15 protein-coding genes are annotated in these 16,530 nt (G+C 68.3%); 7 read left to right on the forward strand and 8 right to left on the reverse strand.

All coding sequences use genetic code 11. The annotated features are described in order from the left end of the window. Window position 1: 1 nt before the first annotated feature. From JKL49_RS17680 to lpxK, 3 genes are read left to right on the forward strand one after another with little or no spacing between them, the layout of a single operon-like run. Window positions 2-973, forward strand: coding sequence for a cation diffusion facilitator family transporter (locus JKL49_RS17680; protein WP_215342236.1), 972 nt, complete (start codon window positions 2-4; stop codon window positions 971-973). Next, window positions 970-2,238, forward strand: a complete 1,269-nt coding sequence (locus JKL49_RS17685) for a 3-deoxy-D-manno-octulosonic acid transferase (RefSeq protein WP_215342238.1) — start codon at window positions 970-972, stop codon at window positions 2,236-2,238. Before JKL49_RS17680 ends, JKL49_RS17685 begins: the two co-directional genes overlap by 4 nt. Continuing rightward, complete coding sequence (gene lpxK / locus JKL49_RS17690) at window positions 2,235-3,245, forward strand: tetraacyldisaccharide 4'-kinase (RefSeq protein ID WP_215342240.1); 1,011 nt, start codon at window positions 2,235-2,237, stop codon at window positions 3,243-3,245. The genes JKL49_RS17685 and lpxK overlap by 4 nt, the downstream gene beginning before the upstream one ends. On the opposite strand, the gene JKL49_RS17695 is transcribed toward lpxK, so the two are convergent. After that, window positions 3,235-4,308 carry a phosphotransferase family protein gene (locus tag JKL49_RS17695; RefSeq protein ID WP_215342242.1) on the reverse strand — a complete coding sequence of 358 codons (1,074 nt, stop codon included), beginning with the start codon at window positions 4,306-4,308 and terminating at the stop codon, window positions 3,235-3,237. The genes lpxK and JKL49_RS17695 overlap by 11 nt on opposite strands. Before the next feature lie 103 nt (window positions 4,309-4,411). After that, a complete protein-coding gene (purD, locus tag JKL49_RS17700) occupies window positions 4,412-5,689 on the reverse strand; it encodes a phosphoribosylamine--glycine ligase (protein WP_215342244.1) in 1,278 nt (425 codons plus the stop codon). A gap of 117 nt (window positions 5,690-5,806) precedes the next feature. On the opposite strand from purD, the gene JKL49_RS17705 reads away from it, so the two are divergent. After that, window positions 5,807-6,799, forward strand: a complete 993-nt coding sequence (locus JKL49_RS17705) for a class 1 fructose-bisphosphatase (RefSeq protein ID WP_215342246.1) — start codon at window positions 5,807-5,809, stop codon at window positions 6,797-6,799. 2 nt (window positions 6,800-6,801) lie between these two features. On the opposite strand, the gene phoB is transcribed toward JKL49_RS17705, so the two are convergent. From phoB to JKL49_RS17735, 6 genes are all read right to left on the reverse strand, one after another. Continuing rightward, window positions 6,802-7,494 carry a phosphate regulon transcriptional regulator PhoB gene (phoB, locus tag JKL49_RS17710; protein ID WP_215342248.1) on the reverse strand — a complete coding sequence of 231 codons (693 nt, stop codon included), beginning with the start codon at window positions 7,492-7,494 and terminating at the stop codon, window positions 6,802-6,804. Between the two features lie 2 nt (window positions 7,495-7,496). After that, window positions 7,497-8,198 carry a phosphate signaling complex protein PhoU gene (gene phoU, locus JKL49_RS17715; protein WP_215342250.1) on the reverse strand — a complete coding sequence of 234 codons (702 nt, stop codon included), beginning with the start codon at window positions 8,196-8,198 and terminating at the stop codon, window positions 7,497-7,499. A gap of 11 nt (window positions 8,199-8,209) precedes the next feature. Further along, the gene (pstB, locus tag JKL49_RS17720; RefSeq protein WP_215342252.1) at window positions 8,210-9,055 is read right to left on the reverse strand and encodes a phosphate ABC transporter ATP-binding protein PstB; all 846 of its coding nucleotides are present in this window, start codon (window positions 9,053-9,055) and stop codon (window positions 8,210-8,212) included. A 34-nt stretch (window positions 9,056-9,089) separates the two neighbouring features. Continuing rightward, on the reverse strand, window positions 9,090-10,382 hold the full coding sequence (pstA, locus tag JKL49_RS17725) for a phosphate ABC transporter permease PstA (RefSeq protein ID WP_215342254.1): 1,293 nt from the start codon (window positions 10,380-10,382) through the stop codon (window positions 9,090-9,092). Continuing rightward, window positions 10,375-11,820 carry a phosphate ABC transporter permease subunit PstC gene (gene pstC / locus JKL49_RS17730; RefSeq protein ID WP_215342256.1) on the reverse strand — a complete coding sequence of 482 codons (1,446 nt, stop codon included), beginning with the start codon at window positions 11,818-11,820 and terminating at the stop codon, window positions 10,375-10,377. The genes pstA and pstC overlap by 8 nt, the downstream gene beginning before the upstream one ends. A 91-nt stretch (window positions 11,821-11,911) precedes the next feature. Then, window positions 11,912-13,315 (reverse strand): sensor histidine kinase, encoded by a 1,404-nt coding sequence (locus JKL49_RS17735; RefSeq protein WP_249778109.1) that lies wholly within the window; start codon window positions 13,313-13,315, stop codon window positions 11,912-11,914. A 220-nt stretch (window positions 13,316-13,535) separates the two neighbouring features. On the opposite strand from JKL49_RS17735, the gene JKL49_RS17740 reads away from it, so the two are divergent. The 3 genes from JKL49_RS17740 (at window position 13,536) to JKL49_RS17750 (ending at window position 16,448) form a co-directional block, all read left to right on the forward strand. Then, window positions 13,536-14,963, forward strand: a complete 1,428-nt coding sequence (locus JKL49_RS17740) for an OprO/OprP family phosphate-selective porin (RefSeq protein ID WP_347340404.1) — start codon at window positions 13,536-13,538, stop codon at window positions 14,961-14,963. Window positions 14,964-15,001: 38 nt separating this feature from the next. After that, the gene (locus JKL49_RS17745; protein WP_215342260.1) at window positions 15,002-16,054 is read left to right on the forward strand and encodes a sulfate ABC transporter substrate-binding protein; all 1,053 of its coding nucleotides are present in this window, start codon (window positions 15,002-15,004) and stop codon (window positions 16,052-16,054) included. A gap of 118 nt (window positions 16,055-16,172) precedes the next feature. Continuing rightward, window positions 16,173-16,448, forward strand: coding sequence for a SemiSWEET family sugar transporter (locus JKL49_RS17750; RefSeq protein ID WP_215342262.1), 276 nt, complete (start codon window positions 16,173-16,175; stop codon window positions 16,446-16,448). Window positions 16,449-16,530 lie beyond the last annotated feature (82 nt).

Raw genomic sequence — 16,530 nt, forward strand, 5'->3', positions numbered from 1 at the left:
CATGGCCCATCACAATCACGATCACCACGACCACGATCATGATCACGCCCATCACGATCATGGGGCGCACAGCCATGCGCACGGCGGCCACAGCCATGCGCCGAAGGATTTCGGCCGCGCCTTCGCCATCGGGGTGGCGCTGAACTTCGGCTTCGTCCTGGCCGAGGTCGGCGCGGGCCTGTGGTCGGGGTCCCTGGCCTTGCTGGCCGACGCCGGCCACAACCTGTCGGACGTGCTGAGCCTGCTGCTGGCCTGGGGCGCGACGGTGCTCGCCCGCCGGGCGCCCAGCGCCAACCGCACCTACGGCCTGCGCAAGGCCACCATCCTGGCCTCCCTGGCCAACGCCGTCCTGCTGTTGGTGGCGGTCGGCGTGATCGGCACAGAGGCGGTCCGCCGCTTCGCCGAGCCCGCCGACGTCGCCACCCTGCCGGTGATGATCGTCGCCGCGGTGGGCGTGGTCATCAACACCGCCACGGCCCTGATGTTCATGCGCGGCCACGACGACCTCAATGTCCGCGGCGCCTTCCTGCACATGGCCAGCGACGCCGCCGTCAGCCTGGCCGTGGTGATCGGCGCCGGCGTCATGGCCCTGACGGGCCTGGGGTGGATCGACCCGGCGCTGAGCCTGGCCATCGCGGCCGTCATCGTGCTCGGCACCTGGGGGCTGCTGAAGGACTCGGTGAACCTGGCCCTCGACGCCGCCCCCAAGGGGATCGATGTCGGCCAGGTGCGGTCCTGGCTGAACGCCCTGCCCGGCGTCACCGATGTCCATGACCTGCACGTCTGGGCCATGAGCACCACCGAGACGGCCATGACCGCCCACGTGACCCGGCCCGAAAACCCCGACTGCGACGCCTTCCTGCACGCCGCCTGCGAGGGCCTGGAAAAGACGTTCAAGATCGGCCACTGCACCCTGCAGGTGGAGACCGGCGGGGCGGAGCTCTGCCGGCTCTCGCCCGCGGAAGCCGTGTGAGACGCCCGCTCGCCCTCGAGCTCTACGCCTCTGTCCTGCGCCTCGCCGAACCGCTCGTACGGCCGCTGCTGGAACGGCGCGTGAAGGCCGGCAAGGAAGACCCTGCGCGGCTGGAAGAGCGCCTTGGCCGCTCCACCGTCGAGCGCCCCGAGGGGCCTCTGGTCTGGCTGCACGGGGTCAGCGTCGGCGAGAGCATGTCCCTGCTGCCCCTGGTCGGCGCCCTGAAGGCTCGGCGGCCGGATCTGGCCCTGCTGGTCACCTCCGGCACCCGCACCTCCGCCGAACTCCTGGCCCAGCGCCTGCCCGCAGGCGTCATCCACCAGTACGCGCCGGTGGACTCGCCACGCGCCGTCACCCGTTTCCTCGACCACTGGGAGCCCGACCTAGGCGTCCTGGTGGAGAGCGAGCTCTGGCCCAACCTGATCCTGGGCGCCCATGAGCGGGGGGTGAAGCTGGCCCTGATCTCGGCGCGGATGACGCAGGCCAGCGCCCAGGGCTGGGCACGGGTCCCCGCAGCCGCCAAGGTGGTGCTGGACGCCTTCGATCTGATCCTGCCCCAGGAGGCGGAGACGCAAGGGCGGCTGAAGAGCCTGGGCGTCCGCACCGGCCCGCTGCTGAACCTGAAGACCGTCGGCGAGGTGCTGCCCGTCGACGCCGCCGAACTGGCCACACTCAAAGCCGTCCTTGGCGATCGCCGCGTGGTGCTGGCCGCCAACACCCATCCTGGCGAGGACGAGATCGTCATCGACGCCTTCCGCCAAGCCGCGCTGCCCGACACCCTGCTGGTCGTCGCCCCGCGCCATCCTGCGCGCGGTGACGCCGTCGGAGGCCTCCTGACCCTGGCCGGGTTCAACGTCGCCCGCCGCGCCGCGAGCCAGCCGGTGACGCTCAGGACCACCGCCTATGTCGCCGACACCCTGGGGGAGATGGGCCTGCTCTACAGCCTGGCCGACGTGGTGGTGATGGGCGGCGCCTTCCTGCCGGGGATCGGCGGGCACAATCCCCTGGAGCCCGCGCGCTTGGAAAGGCCGATCCTCACCGGGCCACACAGCTTCAACGCCGCCCCCCTCTATGCCGACCTGTTGGCGGAGGCCGCCGCCATCGAGGCGCCGGACGCCGCGGCCTTGGCCCGGCACCTGAGGGGCCTGCACGACTATCCCCATATCGGCCGCCGCATGGGCGAGGCGGCGCTGGCCTATGCCGAGCGGCAGGGCGGGGCCCTCGATCAGGCCCTGGCCCTGCTCGAACCCCTGCAGCCCACATGAAGCTGCCCACGCCCCGCTGGTGGTATGTGCGCGAGGATGCGCCGGCCCCGATCGCCCGCGCCCTGCTGACCCCAGTCTCCTGGATATGGGCGGCGGTGACAGCGCTGCGGATCGCGCGGGCGGTTCCGGTGGAGACCGGCGTGCCGGTGATCTGCGTCGGCAATCTCACCGCCGGCGGCACCGGCAAGACCCCGGTGGTGCGTGAACTGCTGAAGCGGCTGCGCGCGCGCTATGTGGACGCCCAGGGTCTGTCCAAGGGCTATGGCGGTTCCCTGGAGGGCCCTATCCTCGTGGATCCCGCCAAGCACACCGCCGCGCAGGTGGGCGACGAGCCGCTGATGCTCGCCGCCGACGCGCCGATCTGGATTTCGCGGGACCGGGCCAAGGGCGCCGTGGCCGCCGCCTGGGCCGGCGCCCAGGCCCTGGTGATGGACGACGGCCACCAGAACCCCTCGATCAACAAGACCCTGTCCCTCGTCGTCGTGGACGGCGAGACCCGCAACAATGAGTGGCCGCTGGGCGACGGCGCGGTCTTCCCCGCCGGTCCCTTGCGCGAGCCCCTGGCCGTGGGCCTGGCCCGCGCCGATGCGGTGATCCTGATGCTGCCCTCCGACCTCGAGGCGCCCGATCCGGAACTTTTGGCGATGTTCCCAGGCAAGCCGGTGCTGATCGCACGGCTGGCGCCCACCGCCCCACCGCCGTCGGGGCCGCAGGTGGGGTTCGCCGGCGTCGGCAAGCCGTGGAAGGTCGAGCGCTCGCTACAGGCGGCGGGCTGCGACCTGAAGGACTTCGCGCCCTTCCCCGATCACATGGCCTATGACGCGCGCACCCTGCAAAGCCTGGCCGACCGCGCCGCGACCTTCGGGGCGGGCCTGGTGACCACGGAAAAGGACTGGGCGCGCTTGCCGCCTGAGTGGCGCGCGAAGATCACGGCCTGGCCGGTGGCGGCGGTCTTCGAGGACGACGACGCCCTCGAAGCGCTGCTGGACTTGGCGCTTAGACCGTAGCGCCGGCCTTCTGGGCGTAGGTCCAGCTGGCCTTGGCCAACTGGGGCACGCGCAGGGCCATGGCGGCGGCCTGCGGGCTGTTGGCGGTGCCGTCGCGGGCCCGGCCGACGATCCCCTGACAGATCCCGGCCAGCCGGAACATGTTGTAGGAGAAGAACCAGTTGAGGTCGTGCAGGGCCTCGCGATTGGTCAGCCGGCAATACTCGGCGACGTATTCGTCCAGGGTCGGAATGCCGTGGGCCTTGAGGTCCGGGATGGCCGCGATGCCTCCATTGACCCAGTTCATCAGCAGGTAGGTGAAGTCAGCCAGGGGCTCACCCAGGGTCGAGAGCTCCCAGTCCAGCACCGCGACGACCTTCGGCTCGGTGGCGTGCAGCACCATGTTGTCGAGGCGGTAGTCGCCGTGGACGACGGAGGTGCGCTCCTGCTCGGGCAGGCTCTGGGGCAGCCAGGTGATCAGCCGCTCCATCTCCTCGATGTGCTCGGTCTCGCTGGCCTTGTACTGCTTGGTCCAGCGGTCGACCTGACGGCCCATATAGTTGCCGGGCCGACCGTAATCGCCCAGGCCGATGGCCTCGTAGTCGGTGTTGTGCAGGTCAGCCAGGGTCTTCAGCTTGGCCATGTAGATGGCGTGGCGCTCGGCCGGCTCGTACTGCGGCAGGCTCTGGTCCCAGAGGATGCGGCCCTCCACCATGTCCATCACGTAGAACATGGTGCCGATGACGCTGTCGTCGGTGCAGAGCCCCCAGGACTTGGCCACCGGGAAGCCGGTGGTGTGCAGGGCGGTGATCACCTTGTACTCGCGGTCGACCGCGTGGGCCGAGGGCAGCAGCTTGCCCGGCGGTTTGCGGCGCAGGACGTATTTCTTGCTGGGGGTCACCAGCTGGTAGGTCGGGTTCGACTGCCCGCCCTTGAACTGGCGCACTTCCAGGGGACCGGCATAGCCCTCGACATTGGCCTGCATCCAGGCGGCCAGGGCGGCTTCATCGAACCTGTGGCTCTCGACGACGTCCTTGGTGCCGGTGTTGAGCTGCTCGCGAGCCTGCTCGTCTGCGTCGGCCATGAGCGTTCCCCTTGTTCTCTTACGCGTGTTTGAAAACACCATACCGACGCCCCTGCCTCCACGGCAAGGCAAGAGGCGATCTTCGTACCGGAACTTCGAAAATCTAGGACGGCTTGCCGAGCACCCGCCAGCCGATATCGCGGCGATGGAACCCGCCCGGCAGATCGATCTTCGCCACTGCGGCATAGGCCTTGTCTCGGGCGTCCTGCAGGGTCGCGCCGCGGGCGCAGACATTGAGCACCCGACCGCCGCTGACGCGTAGGATTCCGTCGGCGCCGCGCGAGGTTCCGGCGTGGAAGACCACGACATCCTCGCCGAAATCCTGTTCGGCGCCGGTGATCCCGGCGCCGGTCCTAGGCGCGTCGGGATAGCCCTCGGCGGCGAGCACCACGCAGATGGCGGCCTCCTCGCGCCAGACCGGGGTGGACATCTGATCCAGGGTCCCGGTGGCGCAGGCCAGCAGGTAGGGGACGAGATCGCTCTCCAGGCGCAGCATCAGCACCTGGCATTCCGGGTCGCCGAAGCGGACGTTGAACTCCACCAGCTTGGGGCCGTCGGCGGTGGCCATCAATTCCACGAACAGGACGCCGTGGTAGGGCGCGCCTTCGTCGGCGATGCCGTCGAAGGCCCGCTCGGCCAGCCGCTCGCGGGTTTCGTCGATCAGGTCCGGCGTGAAGACCGGGGCAGGCGAATAGGTCCCCATGCCGCCGGTATTGGGGCCCTGTTCGTCGTCATAGGCGCGCTTGTGGTCCTGGGCCTGCCCGAACACCATGGCGGTCTTGCCATCGCACAAGGCGAACAGCGAGCCGATTTCGCCCACCAGGAACTCCTCCAGCACCACCCGCGCGCCGGCGGTCCCGAAGCGGCCGCCCAGCACATCGTCGATGGCGGCCTCGGCGGTCGCGCGATCCTCGGCGATCACCACGCCCTTGCCCGCCGCCAGGCCGTCGGCCTTGATCACATAGGGCGGCTTGAAGCGGTCGAGGGCGGCCTTTGCGGCGGCGGCGTCGTCAAAGACGCCATAGGCCGAGGTCGGCAGGTCGTGGCGGTCGCAGAAGGCCTTGGTGAAGGCCTTCGAACTCTCCAGTTGGCCGGCGAAAGCCGTCGGTCCGAAACAGGGAATGACGGCTTCGGCCAAGGCGTCGGCCAGGCCCGCCTCGACGGCGGTCTCGGGCCCGATCACCACCAGGTCGGCGGCGATCTCCTTGGCAAGGGCCACGAGGGCCGAAACGTCGGTCGCTTTGATGGCCCTCAGTTCGCCCAGCGCCGCCATGCCGGGATTGCCGGGCGCGATCACCAGGCGCCCCAGGAGCGGCGAGGCCGCGATCTTCCAGGCCAGGGCGTGTTCGCGCCCGCCCGAACCGACGAGGAGGATGTTCATGGCCCGCGCTTTCGCCCGTCAGGCGCCGCCGGTCAAGCCGCCAGGGCTTGTCCCATTGCACCCGGTTGTGATCTTAGGTCCGCGAGCCCCCGGCGGGCGCTTTCCAGCGGATGATCGATGCCCACCAACCTGCGCGACCACCTGGCGACCAACGACGCCGAACCGGCCCTCGCCGATCTGATTGTGACGGTCGTGGACACCTGCAGCGAGATCAGCGCCCTGGTTCGCCGCGGCGCGCTCGGCGAGATCATGGGCGCCCTGGAAAGCGAGAACGTCCAGGGCGAGGTTCAGAAGAAGCTCGACGTCATCTCCAACGACATGCTGCTGCAGCGCTGCGCGGCTTCAGCCGGCTTGGTCGCCATGGCGTCCGAGGAGATGGACGACATTCATCCGGTCCGCGACCTCACGCCCAAGGGCGGCTACCTGCTGCTGTTCGACCCCCTCGACGGGTCCAGCAACATCGACGTGAACGTCTCCATCGGCACCATCTTCTCCATCCTGCCGGCCCCCATGGCGGACGCCCCGCGCCCGGCGGCGCTGGCCGACTTCCTGCAGAAGGGCCGCGCCCAGGTCGCCGCCGGCTATGTGGTCTACGGGCCGCAGACGACACTGGTCCTGACCCTGGGCGACGGCGTCCACGCCTTCACCCTGGATCCCGACACCGGCGACTGGCTGCAGACCAGCGCCGGGATCACCATTCCGCCCGAGACCAAGGAATACGCCATCAACGCCTCGAACCTGCGCCACTGGGCGCCGGCGGTGCGCGGCTATGTCGAGGTCTGCCTCGCCGGCGAAACCGGGCCCCGGGGCAAGAACTTCAACATGCGCTGGATCGCCTCCATGGTGGCCGACGTCCACCGCATCATGATGCGCGGCGGGGTCTTCCTCTATCCGTGGGACGCCCGCGAGCCAGAGCGGGCCGGCAAGCTGCGCCTGATGTACGAGGCCAACCCGATGTCCCTGCTCGTGGAACAGGCCGGCGGCGCGGCCTTCGACGGCCACGGCGCCATCCTCGACGCCGAGGTCACCGACCTGCACCAGCGCATCTCGGTGATGCTGGGGTCACGCGCCGAGGTTGCGCACATCGAGCGACTTCACCAGAGCGCCTGAATCTAGGCGTCCATGTCCAGGGAATAGCCCGCCGAGCGCACGGTGCGGATCGGATCGGCCTCGGCGTCCTGGCGGTTCAGAGCCTTGCGCAGGCGGCCGATATGGACATCCACCGTGCGCGCCTCGACATAGACGTCAGAGCCCCAGACGGCGTCCAGCAGCTGTTCGCGGGAGAAGACGCGCCCCGGGTGCTGCATCAGATAGTCCAGCAGGCGGAACTCGGTGGGGCCGAGGTGAATCTCGCTGCCCGCCCGCTTCACGCGGTGGGCGACGCGGTCAATGACCAGGTCGCCGATATGGACGCGGTCTTCGGCCAGGCCCGGCCGGATGCGGCGCAGCACCGCGCGGATGCGGGCCGAGAGCTCGCTCATGGCGAAGGGCTTGATGATGTAGTCGTCGGCGCCGGTGTCCAGGCCGCGGATGCGGTCGCTCTCCTCGCCCCGCGCCGTCAGCATGATGATCGGCACGTTGCGGGATTCGGTGCGCTGCCGCAGCCGACGGCAGACCTCGATGCCGGAGACCTTGGGCAGCATCCAGTCCAGGACGATCAGGTCGGGCAGGCGCTCGCTGACCACGGTCAGAGCCTCCTCGCCGTCGGTGGCCACGACGACGTCGTAGCCCTCCTTTTCAAGATTGTACTGCAACAGCGTGGAGAGGGCGTCCTCATCCTCCACCACCAGGATATTGGGGATCATGTTCAGGCTTCCCGCAGCAGGTCGTCGGTTTTCGGCCGGGCCGAGCCGATCGTCTCGACGCCGGTGATCTCGTAGTGGATGATCTCAGCGATATTGGTGGCGTGGTCGCCAATCCGCTCGAGGTTCTTGGCCACGAACAGCATGTGGGCGCAGGCGGTGATCGTGCGCGGATCGCCCATCATGTAGGTCAGCAGTTCGCGGAACAGACTGTTGTAGTGCTCGTCCACCTCATCGTCGCGGGACCAGACAGCCAGAGCCCGATCAAGATCCGAAGCGGTGTAGGCGTCCAGCACGTCCTTCAGTCGGCCCAGCACCAGCTTGCCCATCCGCTCGATGGAGCGGGTCAGCGGGCTCATCGGCTCGGCCTCGGTGAGCACCAGGGTGCGCTTGGCGATGTTCTTGGCCAGGTCGCCGCAGCGTTCAAGGTTCATGGCGATCTTCATCGCCGCCACGGTCTTGCGCAGGTCATTGGCCATCGGCTGACGCAGGGCGATCAGCCGGATCGCCTTACGCTCGATGTCGGCTTCGAGGATATCCAGACGTTGGTCGCGGCCGACCACGGACTCGGCGAGGGTCGTGTCGCGGCGGACCACGGCGTCGATACTGTCGCCCACCTGCGCCTCAGTCAGACCGCCCATCCGCGCGCATTCGGCCGTGAGCGTGTTCAGCTCGTCTTCGTAGGATTTGACGATGTGCTCGTTCATGTCGGAGTTCCCTAGCCGAACCGGCCGGTGATGTAGTCCTGGGTGCGGCTGTCCCGCGGGTTGGTGAAGATTTCGCCGGTGGGACCGGCCTCCACCAGCTTGCCCAGGTGGAAGAAGGCGGTCTTCTGTGACACCCGCGCGGCCTGGGCCATGGAGTGGGTGACGATGACGATGCAGTACTGGTTGCGCAGATCGTCGATCAGTTCCTCGATCCGCGCCGTGGCGATCGGGTCCAGGGCCGAGCAAGGCTCGTCCATCAGGATGACTTCGGGGCTGACGGCGATGGCGCGTGCGATCACCAGGCGCTGTTGCTGGCCGCCGGAGAGGCTGGTGCCCGGCTGATTCAGTCGGTCGGCCACCTCGCCCCATAGGCCCGCGCGCTTCAGCGAGGATTCCACCAGGGCCTCCAGCTCGGCCTTGCTGCTGGTCAGCCCGTGGATGCGCGCGCCATAGGCGACGTTCTCGAAGATGGTCTTGGGGAAGGGGTTGGGCTTCTGGAACACCATACCAACCCGGGCGCGCAGGATCACCGGGTCGATGGACTTGTCGTTGACGTCCTCGCCATCCAGTTCGATCCGGCCGCGCACCGTGGCGCCGGGGATGGTGTCGTTCATCCGGTTGATGCAGCGCAGGAAGGTAGACTTGCCGCAGCCGGAAGGCCCGATCAGGGCGGTGACGGACTTCTCCGGCACGTCCAGGGAGACGTCAAACAGGGCCTGCTTGTCGCCATAGAAGACATTGACGTCGCGGGCGCGGATCTTGATCCCGCCCTGGGGCGCGCCGGAGCTGGCCCGTTCCACGGCGACGTGGACGGGGGCGGAGCCTTTGGCCTGGCTGTCGTCGCGCTGGCTGAGCATGGGGGACCTTGAGGTTTGACGCGGGGTCATTGGACTACCACCGGCGTTCGAAGCGGCGGCGAAGCAGGATCGCGGCCAGGTTCATGACGATCATGAAGGCGAGGAGGACCAGGATCGCCGCCGCCGTACGTTCATGGAAGGCGCGCTCCGAGGCGTTTTCCCAGATGAAGACTTGGACCGGCAGGACGGTGGCGGCCCCGGTGAAGCCCTCGGGTACGCCGGGGACGAAGGAGATCATGCCGATCATCAGCAGGGGCGCGGTCTCGCCCAGCGCATGGGCGAGCGACAGGATGGCCCCGGTCATGACGCCCGGCATGGCCAGCGGCAGAACATGGTGGAACACCGTCTGGGTGCGCGAGGCGCCGACGCCCAGCGCGGCTTCCCGGATCGAGGGCGGCACCGCCTTCAGCGCCGAGCGGGTGGCGATGATCACGGTGGGCAGGGCCATCAGGGCCAGGACCAGCCCCCCCACCAGGGGTGAGGACCGCGGCACGTGCAGCCAGTTGATGAACACCGCCAAGCCCAGCAGGCCGTAGACAATAGAGGGGACGGCGGCGAGATTGTTGATGTTGACCTCGATCAGGTCTGTCCAGCGGGTCTTGGGCGCGAACTCCTCAAGATAGGTCGCCGCCAGCACCCCGATGGGCACGGCCAGGACGGCCGTCACCAGCAGCATCATGGCCGAGCCGACCACGGCGCCGAGCACGCCCGCCTGCTCCGGCTCGGTGGAGTCGGACTTGGTGAGGAAGCCCAGGTTGAAGCCCTTGGTGACCGCGCCTGAGGCCTGCATCTTGTCGAGCCAGGCCAGTTGCCGGTCGTCGAGCTTGCGTTCGTCCTGCGGCGTCGAGCGCTTCAGCTCGCCCTTGTAGTAGAGGGCGGCGTCGGCCTTGACCGGGCCGGTCAGGGTGACCCGCTTGCCGATCAACGAGGGGTCGGCCTTGATCATCTTGAGCAGCTGGAAGCCGAAATCGTTGGAGATGATGTCCATCATCTTGCCCGAGGCCTCGCCGAACTCGTCGTCCTTCTCGCCCAGCTTGGCCAGCATCTGGTCGGCCACCAGCAGGTCGAAATTGGCGCCGCCGATATCAGCCGCGTCGACCTTGGCGGGGTCGACATAGATGGTCTGGGTGACCTCGTAGTCGATGAAGGTCGAGTAGCCCTGCAGGCCGATCCGGCCCACCAGCAGCGCCAGGAAGCCGAGGGCGAAGACGATCGCCAGCTGGCCGTAGAGGCGAAACCGGCGCTCCTGGGCGTAGCGCTTCTTCAGACGCGTCTCCAGCCCGAGGCGGAAGGCGGCCTTGTCCGTGGGGAGGGCGGCGTCAGTCATACTGTTCCCGGTATTTCTGGACGATGCGCAGGGCGATCACGTTGAGGATGAAGGTGACCACGAAGAGGGTGAGCCCCAGACCGAAGGCGGAGAGCGTCTTGGGGCTGTCGAATTCCTGGTCGCCGGTCAACAGGGTGACGATCTGCACCGTCACCGTCGTCACCGTGTCCAGGGGATTGAGGGTTGTCTTGGCCTGAAGCCCGGCGGCCATGGTGACGATCATGGTCTCGCCGATGGCCCGCGACACAGCCAGCAGCAGGGCGGCCATGATCCCCGGCAGGGCGGCGGGCAGCACCACCAGCTTCACCGTCTCCGAGCGCGTGGCGCCCATGGCCAGGCTGCCGTCCCGCAGCGACTGGGGCACGGCGTTCATGATGTCGTCGGAGAGCGAGGAGACGAAGGGGATCAGCATGATCCCCATCACCGCGCCGGCCACCAGGGCCATCTGGTTCTGCACCTGGCTGAGATAGAGGCCCAGGCTGTCCAGGGGACCGCCGATCAGCAGGCGGCCCAGGCCGTTGAAGGCCTCGCGGAAGATCGGCCCCACAGTCAGGGCGGCGAAGAAACCGTAGACCACGGTCGGTACGCCGGCCAGGATCTCCAGCAGCGGCTTGACCACCGCCCGCGTCAGGGGCTTGGCGTATTCCGAGAGATAGATCGCCGAATAGAGGCCGATAGGCGCGGCCACCATCATGGCGATCAGCATGATCAGGAAGGTGCCGGCAAACAGCGGCACAGCACCGAACGCGCCCTTTGAGGCGTATTGGTCGCTGCGCATGGCGATCTGCGGATCCCAGTCGGTTCCGAACAGGAAGTCCAGCGGCGCGACGGATTGGAAGAACCGCCAGCTTTCCCAGACCAGGGAGGCGACGATGCCGACTGTGGTCAGGATGGCGACGACCGCGCAGGCGATAAACAGGACCGCGATCCAGCCCTCCACCCGGTTGCGGGCCCGGAAGCTGGGGCTGATGCGAGGATAGGCGATCGCCAGGCCGGCCAGTCCCACCACGACCCCCGCGGCGAGCGCGCCGTACTGGATGAGCTGTTCCAGGAACTTGGCCTGGGCGGCCTTGGCCTCGAGGGCGCTCTTCAGGTCGCCGTCATAGACGGTCTCGCTGGCCTGGGCGCCGTGGGCCATGGCCCGCGCGTCGTCGAAGAACACATCCTGGCCTTGGGGCGTCAGGGCTGAGACGGCGGCCGGAGATTCGGCGCGCAGCACGGCGACTTCCAGGCGGGCCCCGAACATGGCGGCGGCCAGCACGATCAGGGCCGCCGGCAGGCCGGCCCAGAGGGCGACATAGCTGCCGTGGTAGCCCGGCAAGGAGTGTAACGCGCCGGCCTTACCCGTCGCGGCCAGGGCCTGGGCCTTGCGGCGCCCAAAGGCATAGGTCGCGCCGGAAAACAGGAAGAGCGCCAGCAGGGCGATCCAGGTGAGCATCGGGGCTCCCGAGCCAGATAAGGTGCGTGAGCGAGGGTCGGTTCACGCCGCGCGGAACCTGCCTGCGCAATGCAGTCGGCTTACGACACTTCTACGACGGTTTTGTAACAGCGGCGGGGGCCGGTGCTTCGGGCATCGCCAAGGAGCCCGGGACGAGCGGAAAATAGGCGCTGAAGGTCGCGCCCTCGCCCTCGACGCTTTCCACCACCAGGCCGCCACGGTGGCGGTTCATGATGTGCTTGACGATGGCCAGGCCAAGTCCGGTGCCGGACCGCTCGCCACTCTTCTGGCCCTCGACCCGATAGAACCGCTCCGTCAGCCTGGGCAGGTGCTCGCGCTTCAGGCCCACGCCGGAATCGGTGACCCGCAGGGCGGCGTAGAGGTCGGGGCCGTGGTCGGGGGTGAGCAGGGATAGCCGCGCCGATCGCGGCCGTAGCGGCGCCGCGGCGGCCTCAGCGGTTAGACCGCTCACCAGGGCGATCGCCACCGACCCATCGCGGGGCGAATACTTCAGGGCGTTGTCCACCAGGTTCTGGACCACCTGGACGATCTGGTCGCGGTCGCCCGACACCACCGCCTCACCACGCGCCGGCATGCAGGGCGTGAGCGTCACGCCGCGCTCGCGGGCCAACGGCCCCAGGGCGTCGACGACATCCATTACCGCCAGGGCGAGATCGGTCTCACCCTGCGGAGCGATGTGCTCGTTGAGTTCGATGCGCGACAGCGACAGCAGGTCGTCGATCAGCCGGGCCATGCGCTCGGCCTGGGTGGACATGATCGTCAGGAACTTCTCTCGCGCGCCCTCGTCGGTGCGGGCGTGGCCGCGCAGGGTCTCGATGAAGCCGCTGAGGGAGGCCAGCGGCGTGCGCAATTCATGGCTCGCGTTGGCCAGGAAGTCGGCGCGGGTCCGCTCGGCGCGGCGGATATCGGTCTCGTCGCGCAGCACGAGCAGGGCCAGGCGCGAGCCGTCCGGCGCCTCACCCAGCGGCTTGGCGAAAGCCTTCAGGACGCGCGCCTGGGCGCCGCCCATCTCATAGACCGCCTGGCTGTCCATCCCACCGAACAGGGCCTCGTCGACGGCTTCCAGCACCTGCGGGTCGCGGATCGCGGTGACCAGCAGGCCTGCATCGAATTGAATTCGCAACAGATCGCGCGCAGCGTCGTTAACCATGACGAAACGTCGACCTGTGAGGTCATCGGGTTCATGGGCGGCGATCACCAGGACCGGGTCGGGCAGCGCGTTGATGATGCTGACATAGGGCGGGGCGTTTTCGTGCCGCGGCCGGGTCGGCGCCAGTGGAGCCTGTCCCTCCGCCTCAGTGAGCCTTGCAGCGCGCCAAGCGACGGCCAGAACCAAGATCGCCAGGACCCCGGCCATCCAGACAGCCCCAGGCGTCTGAGGCGCAAGCGCCAGAACCGCCAGGACGCCGAGACCGCCCGTGATCAGCGCCGGGCCCGAGAGCCGGTGCCATCCGCGCGGCGGCGTTTGCGACAAGGCGAATCTCCGAAGCTGCAAAGTTTGAGCAGGCCCGAGACTTATGACACTGACGTGACGTCCGCCCAAGCGGCGGCGTCCTGTCAGGAAATCTGCGGCGGCTTCAAATCAATCTCTATTTGTCCGATGGGTTTTCTCGGGTCTTTACGGCCTGGGGTTTAGAAACTCCGACACGAGGGGCTAGCGTCTTATGGCTTGGAAATCAAAACTACTTGGGGGGGTGACCGGTCTCGTCCTGGCGTGGCCCGGCCTGGCCGCCGCCGATCCGGTCACCGACGCCAAGATCGCCGCGCTCGAGGAACAGCTCGCCCTCCTCCAGGCGCAGATCGCCGACCTGAAGGTGTCCACCAGCGCCAGCATCTCGGCCCTTCGCAGCGACGCCACAACGACCTCAGCCACTATCGCTAATGGCAAGCCGACCATCGCCACCCCGGACGGCACGTTTTCCGCCACCCTGCACGGGGTGATGCAGCTGGACACAGCCAAGTACGACCAGGACGACCGTCTGCCGGCCGCCGTCACCGCCCGCGACCTGTCGGGCGGGGCCAACTTCCGCCGCGCCCGCATCGGCGTCGACGGCAAGGTGTTCGGCAACTTCGACTACAACATCCTCTTCGAATTCGGCGGCTCCGGCGCCGAGGACGCCGGCCGCGTCCAGGAGCTGTGGCTGCAGTATTCCGGCCTGAAGCCCCTGCGCTTCCGGATCGGCGCCTTCGCCCCGCCGCTGGGCCTCGAAGACGCGGCCTCCGTCAACGGGTCGCTCTTCCCCGAACGTCCGGCCGTGGCTGATATCGCCCGTGGCCTGGCCGGCGCCGACACCCGCATCGGCGGCGGAGTCATCGGCAATGGCGACCACTGGTTCGCCTCGGCCATCGCCACCGGCCCCCTGGTCCAGAGCCTGAACTCCGGCGCCACGGCTTTCAACGCCCCGATCTTCGACGAGCAACAGGGCTACGCCCTGCGCGTCGCCGGCATGCCGCTCCACGGCTTCGACTGGCTGGTCCATGTCGGCGCCAACGCCAGCATCGTGGCCCAGCCCACCGACCTGGGCGCCAGCGCCGGGACACGCTACGCCCTGCAGCTGCGCGAACGGCCCGAGCTGCGGGTCGACGGCACGCGGCTCGTAGACACCGGCCAGATCGACGCCAAGGGCGCCCAGGCCTATGGCCTGGAACTCGCGGCCCAGAAGCAGAACCTGCTGATCCAGGGCGAGTATTTCGACATCTCGCTGGATCGCCGCAATCCGGCGGTCGGCGCCTCCGACCCCAGCTTCAACGGCTGGTACGTCGAAGGCAGCTGGGTGCTGACCGGCGAACGCCGCAAGTACAACATCGGCGCCGCGGCCTTCGACGCGCCCGGCGTCGACAAGCCCTTCGACCCTTCGAACGGTCAGTGGGGCGCCTGGGAGCTCGCCGCGCGTTATTCCACCATCGATCTGAACTACGCGGAGGACAGCCTCATCGCCGCCGACCGCGTTCGGGGTGGCCAGCAGGACATCTGGACCCTGGGCGTCAACTGGTTCCCCAACCCCGCCGTCAAGTTCATGCTCGACTATTACGACGTCAGCGTGGACCGGAAGAACACCACCGGGGCGGCCATTGGCCAGGACTACCGCGCCCTCAATCTGCGGTCCCAGATCGCCTTCTAGCCCTTCGAACCCGAGCCTCAGAACAAGGATTTCGATCCATGAGCGACCACTTTAAGACCCCGTCCCGCCGTGGCGTGCTGGCCACCGGCGCAGGGGTCGCGGCCGCCGCGGCCGCCCCGTCCCTACTGGCCGGCCCGGCGCTCGCGGCCAGCGCCAAGCCGATCACCCTGCTGAACGTCAGCTATGACCCGACCCGCGAGCTCTACAAGCAGATCAACGCCGCCTACGCCAAGTACTGGAAGGACAAGACCGGCCAGGACCTCGTTATCAACCAGAGCCACGGCGGCTCGGGCAAGCAGGGCCGCTCCGTGATCGACGGCCTGCAGGCCGATGTCGTCACCCTGGCGCTCGCCTCCGACATCGACGAGATCGCGGCCAGAGCAAAACTGCTGCCGGCCAATTGGCAATCGCGCCTGCCCAACAACTCTACCCCCTACTATTCGACGATCGTCTTCCTGGTCCGCAAGGGTAACCCCTGGAAGATCCGCGACTGGACCGACCTGGTGAAGCCGGGCATCGAGGTCATCACCCCGAACCCCAAGACCTCGGGCGGGGCCCGCTGGGCCTATCTGGCCGCCTGGGCCGCGGCCCTGCGCGCGCCAGGCGGCACGCCCGCAAAGGCCCAGGCCTTCGTCGAGCGGATCTACCGCAACGTGCCGGTGCTCGACACCGGGGCCCGCGGCTCCACCGTGACCTTCGCCCAGCGCGGCCTGGGCAACGTGCTGCTGTCATGGGAGAATGAGGCCCATCTGGCCGGCGAGGAATTCGGCGACAAGTTCGACATCGTCTATCCGTCCAGCTCGATCCTGGCCGAGCCGCCCGTGGCCATCGTCGACAAGGTGGTGGACCGCAAGAAGACCCGCACCGTCGCCGAGGGCTATCTGAACTTCCTCTACAGCCCGCTGGCGCAGGATATCATCGGCAAGAACTTCTACCGCCCGCGCAACCCGGCGGCGGCGGCCAAGTACGCGGCCAACTTCCCGAAGATCCCCTTGTCCACCATCGACGACACCTTTGGTGGCTGGAAGAAGGCCCAGGCCGTCCACTTCGCCGACGGCGGTGTGTTCGACAAGATCTACAAGCCGCGCTGATCCCCTTCCCGGCGTGAGGCTCCAGGGCGCGGGACTCCCCTCCCGCGCCCTTTCTTGTGGGCGCTTGGCAACCGGGGCCTTGGGCATCCGTTCTCTGGCGTCGAAGGGGGCCCGCGCCATGACCAATCTCTCCGCCACCGACATCGTGGGCACGTTGGCCGCCCTCTGCTCCATGGCCAGTTTCACACCGCAGATCGTCAAGATCTGGCGCGAGCGGGACGCGAGCTCGGTCTCCCTGCGCATGTACGTGGTGACGGTGACCGGCTTCATGCTGTGGATCGCCTACGGCGTCTTGATCGGCAGCTGGCCGGTGGCGGCCTCAAACACCGTCTGCCTGGCGCTCTCGGGGGCGATCCTGGCCCTGAAGTGGCGCTTCGGCGAAAACCGCGGCTGACGGCCACGCCGGTTGGCGCCGCCACCGCCGCGCTCTAGATTGCCGGCCAGCCGCGGGCCCTAGCCCGCACATGACCAACCCC

The sequence above is a fragment of the Phenylobacterium glaciei genome (assembly GCF_016772415.1).
In the GTDB taxonomy this organism is placed as follows: Bacteria; Pseudomonadota; Alphaproteobacteria; order Caulobacterales; family Caulobacteraceae; genus Phenylobacterium; species Phenylobacterium glaciei.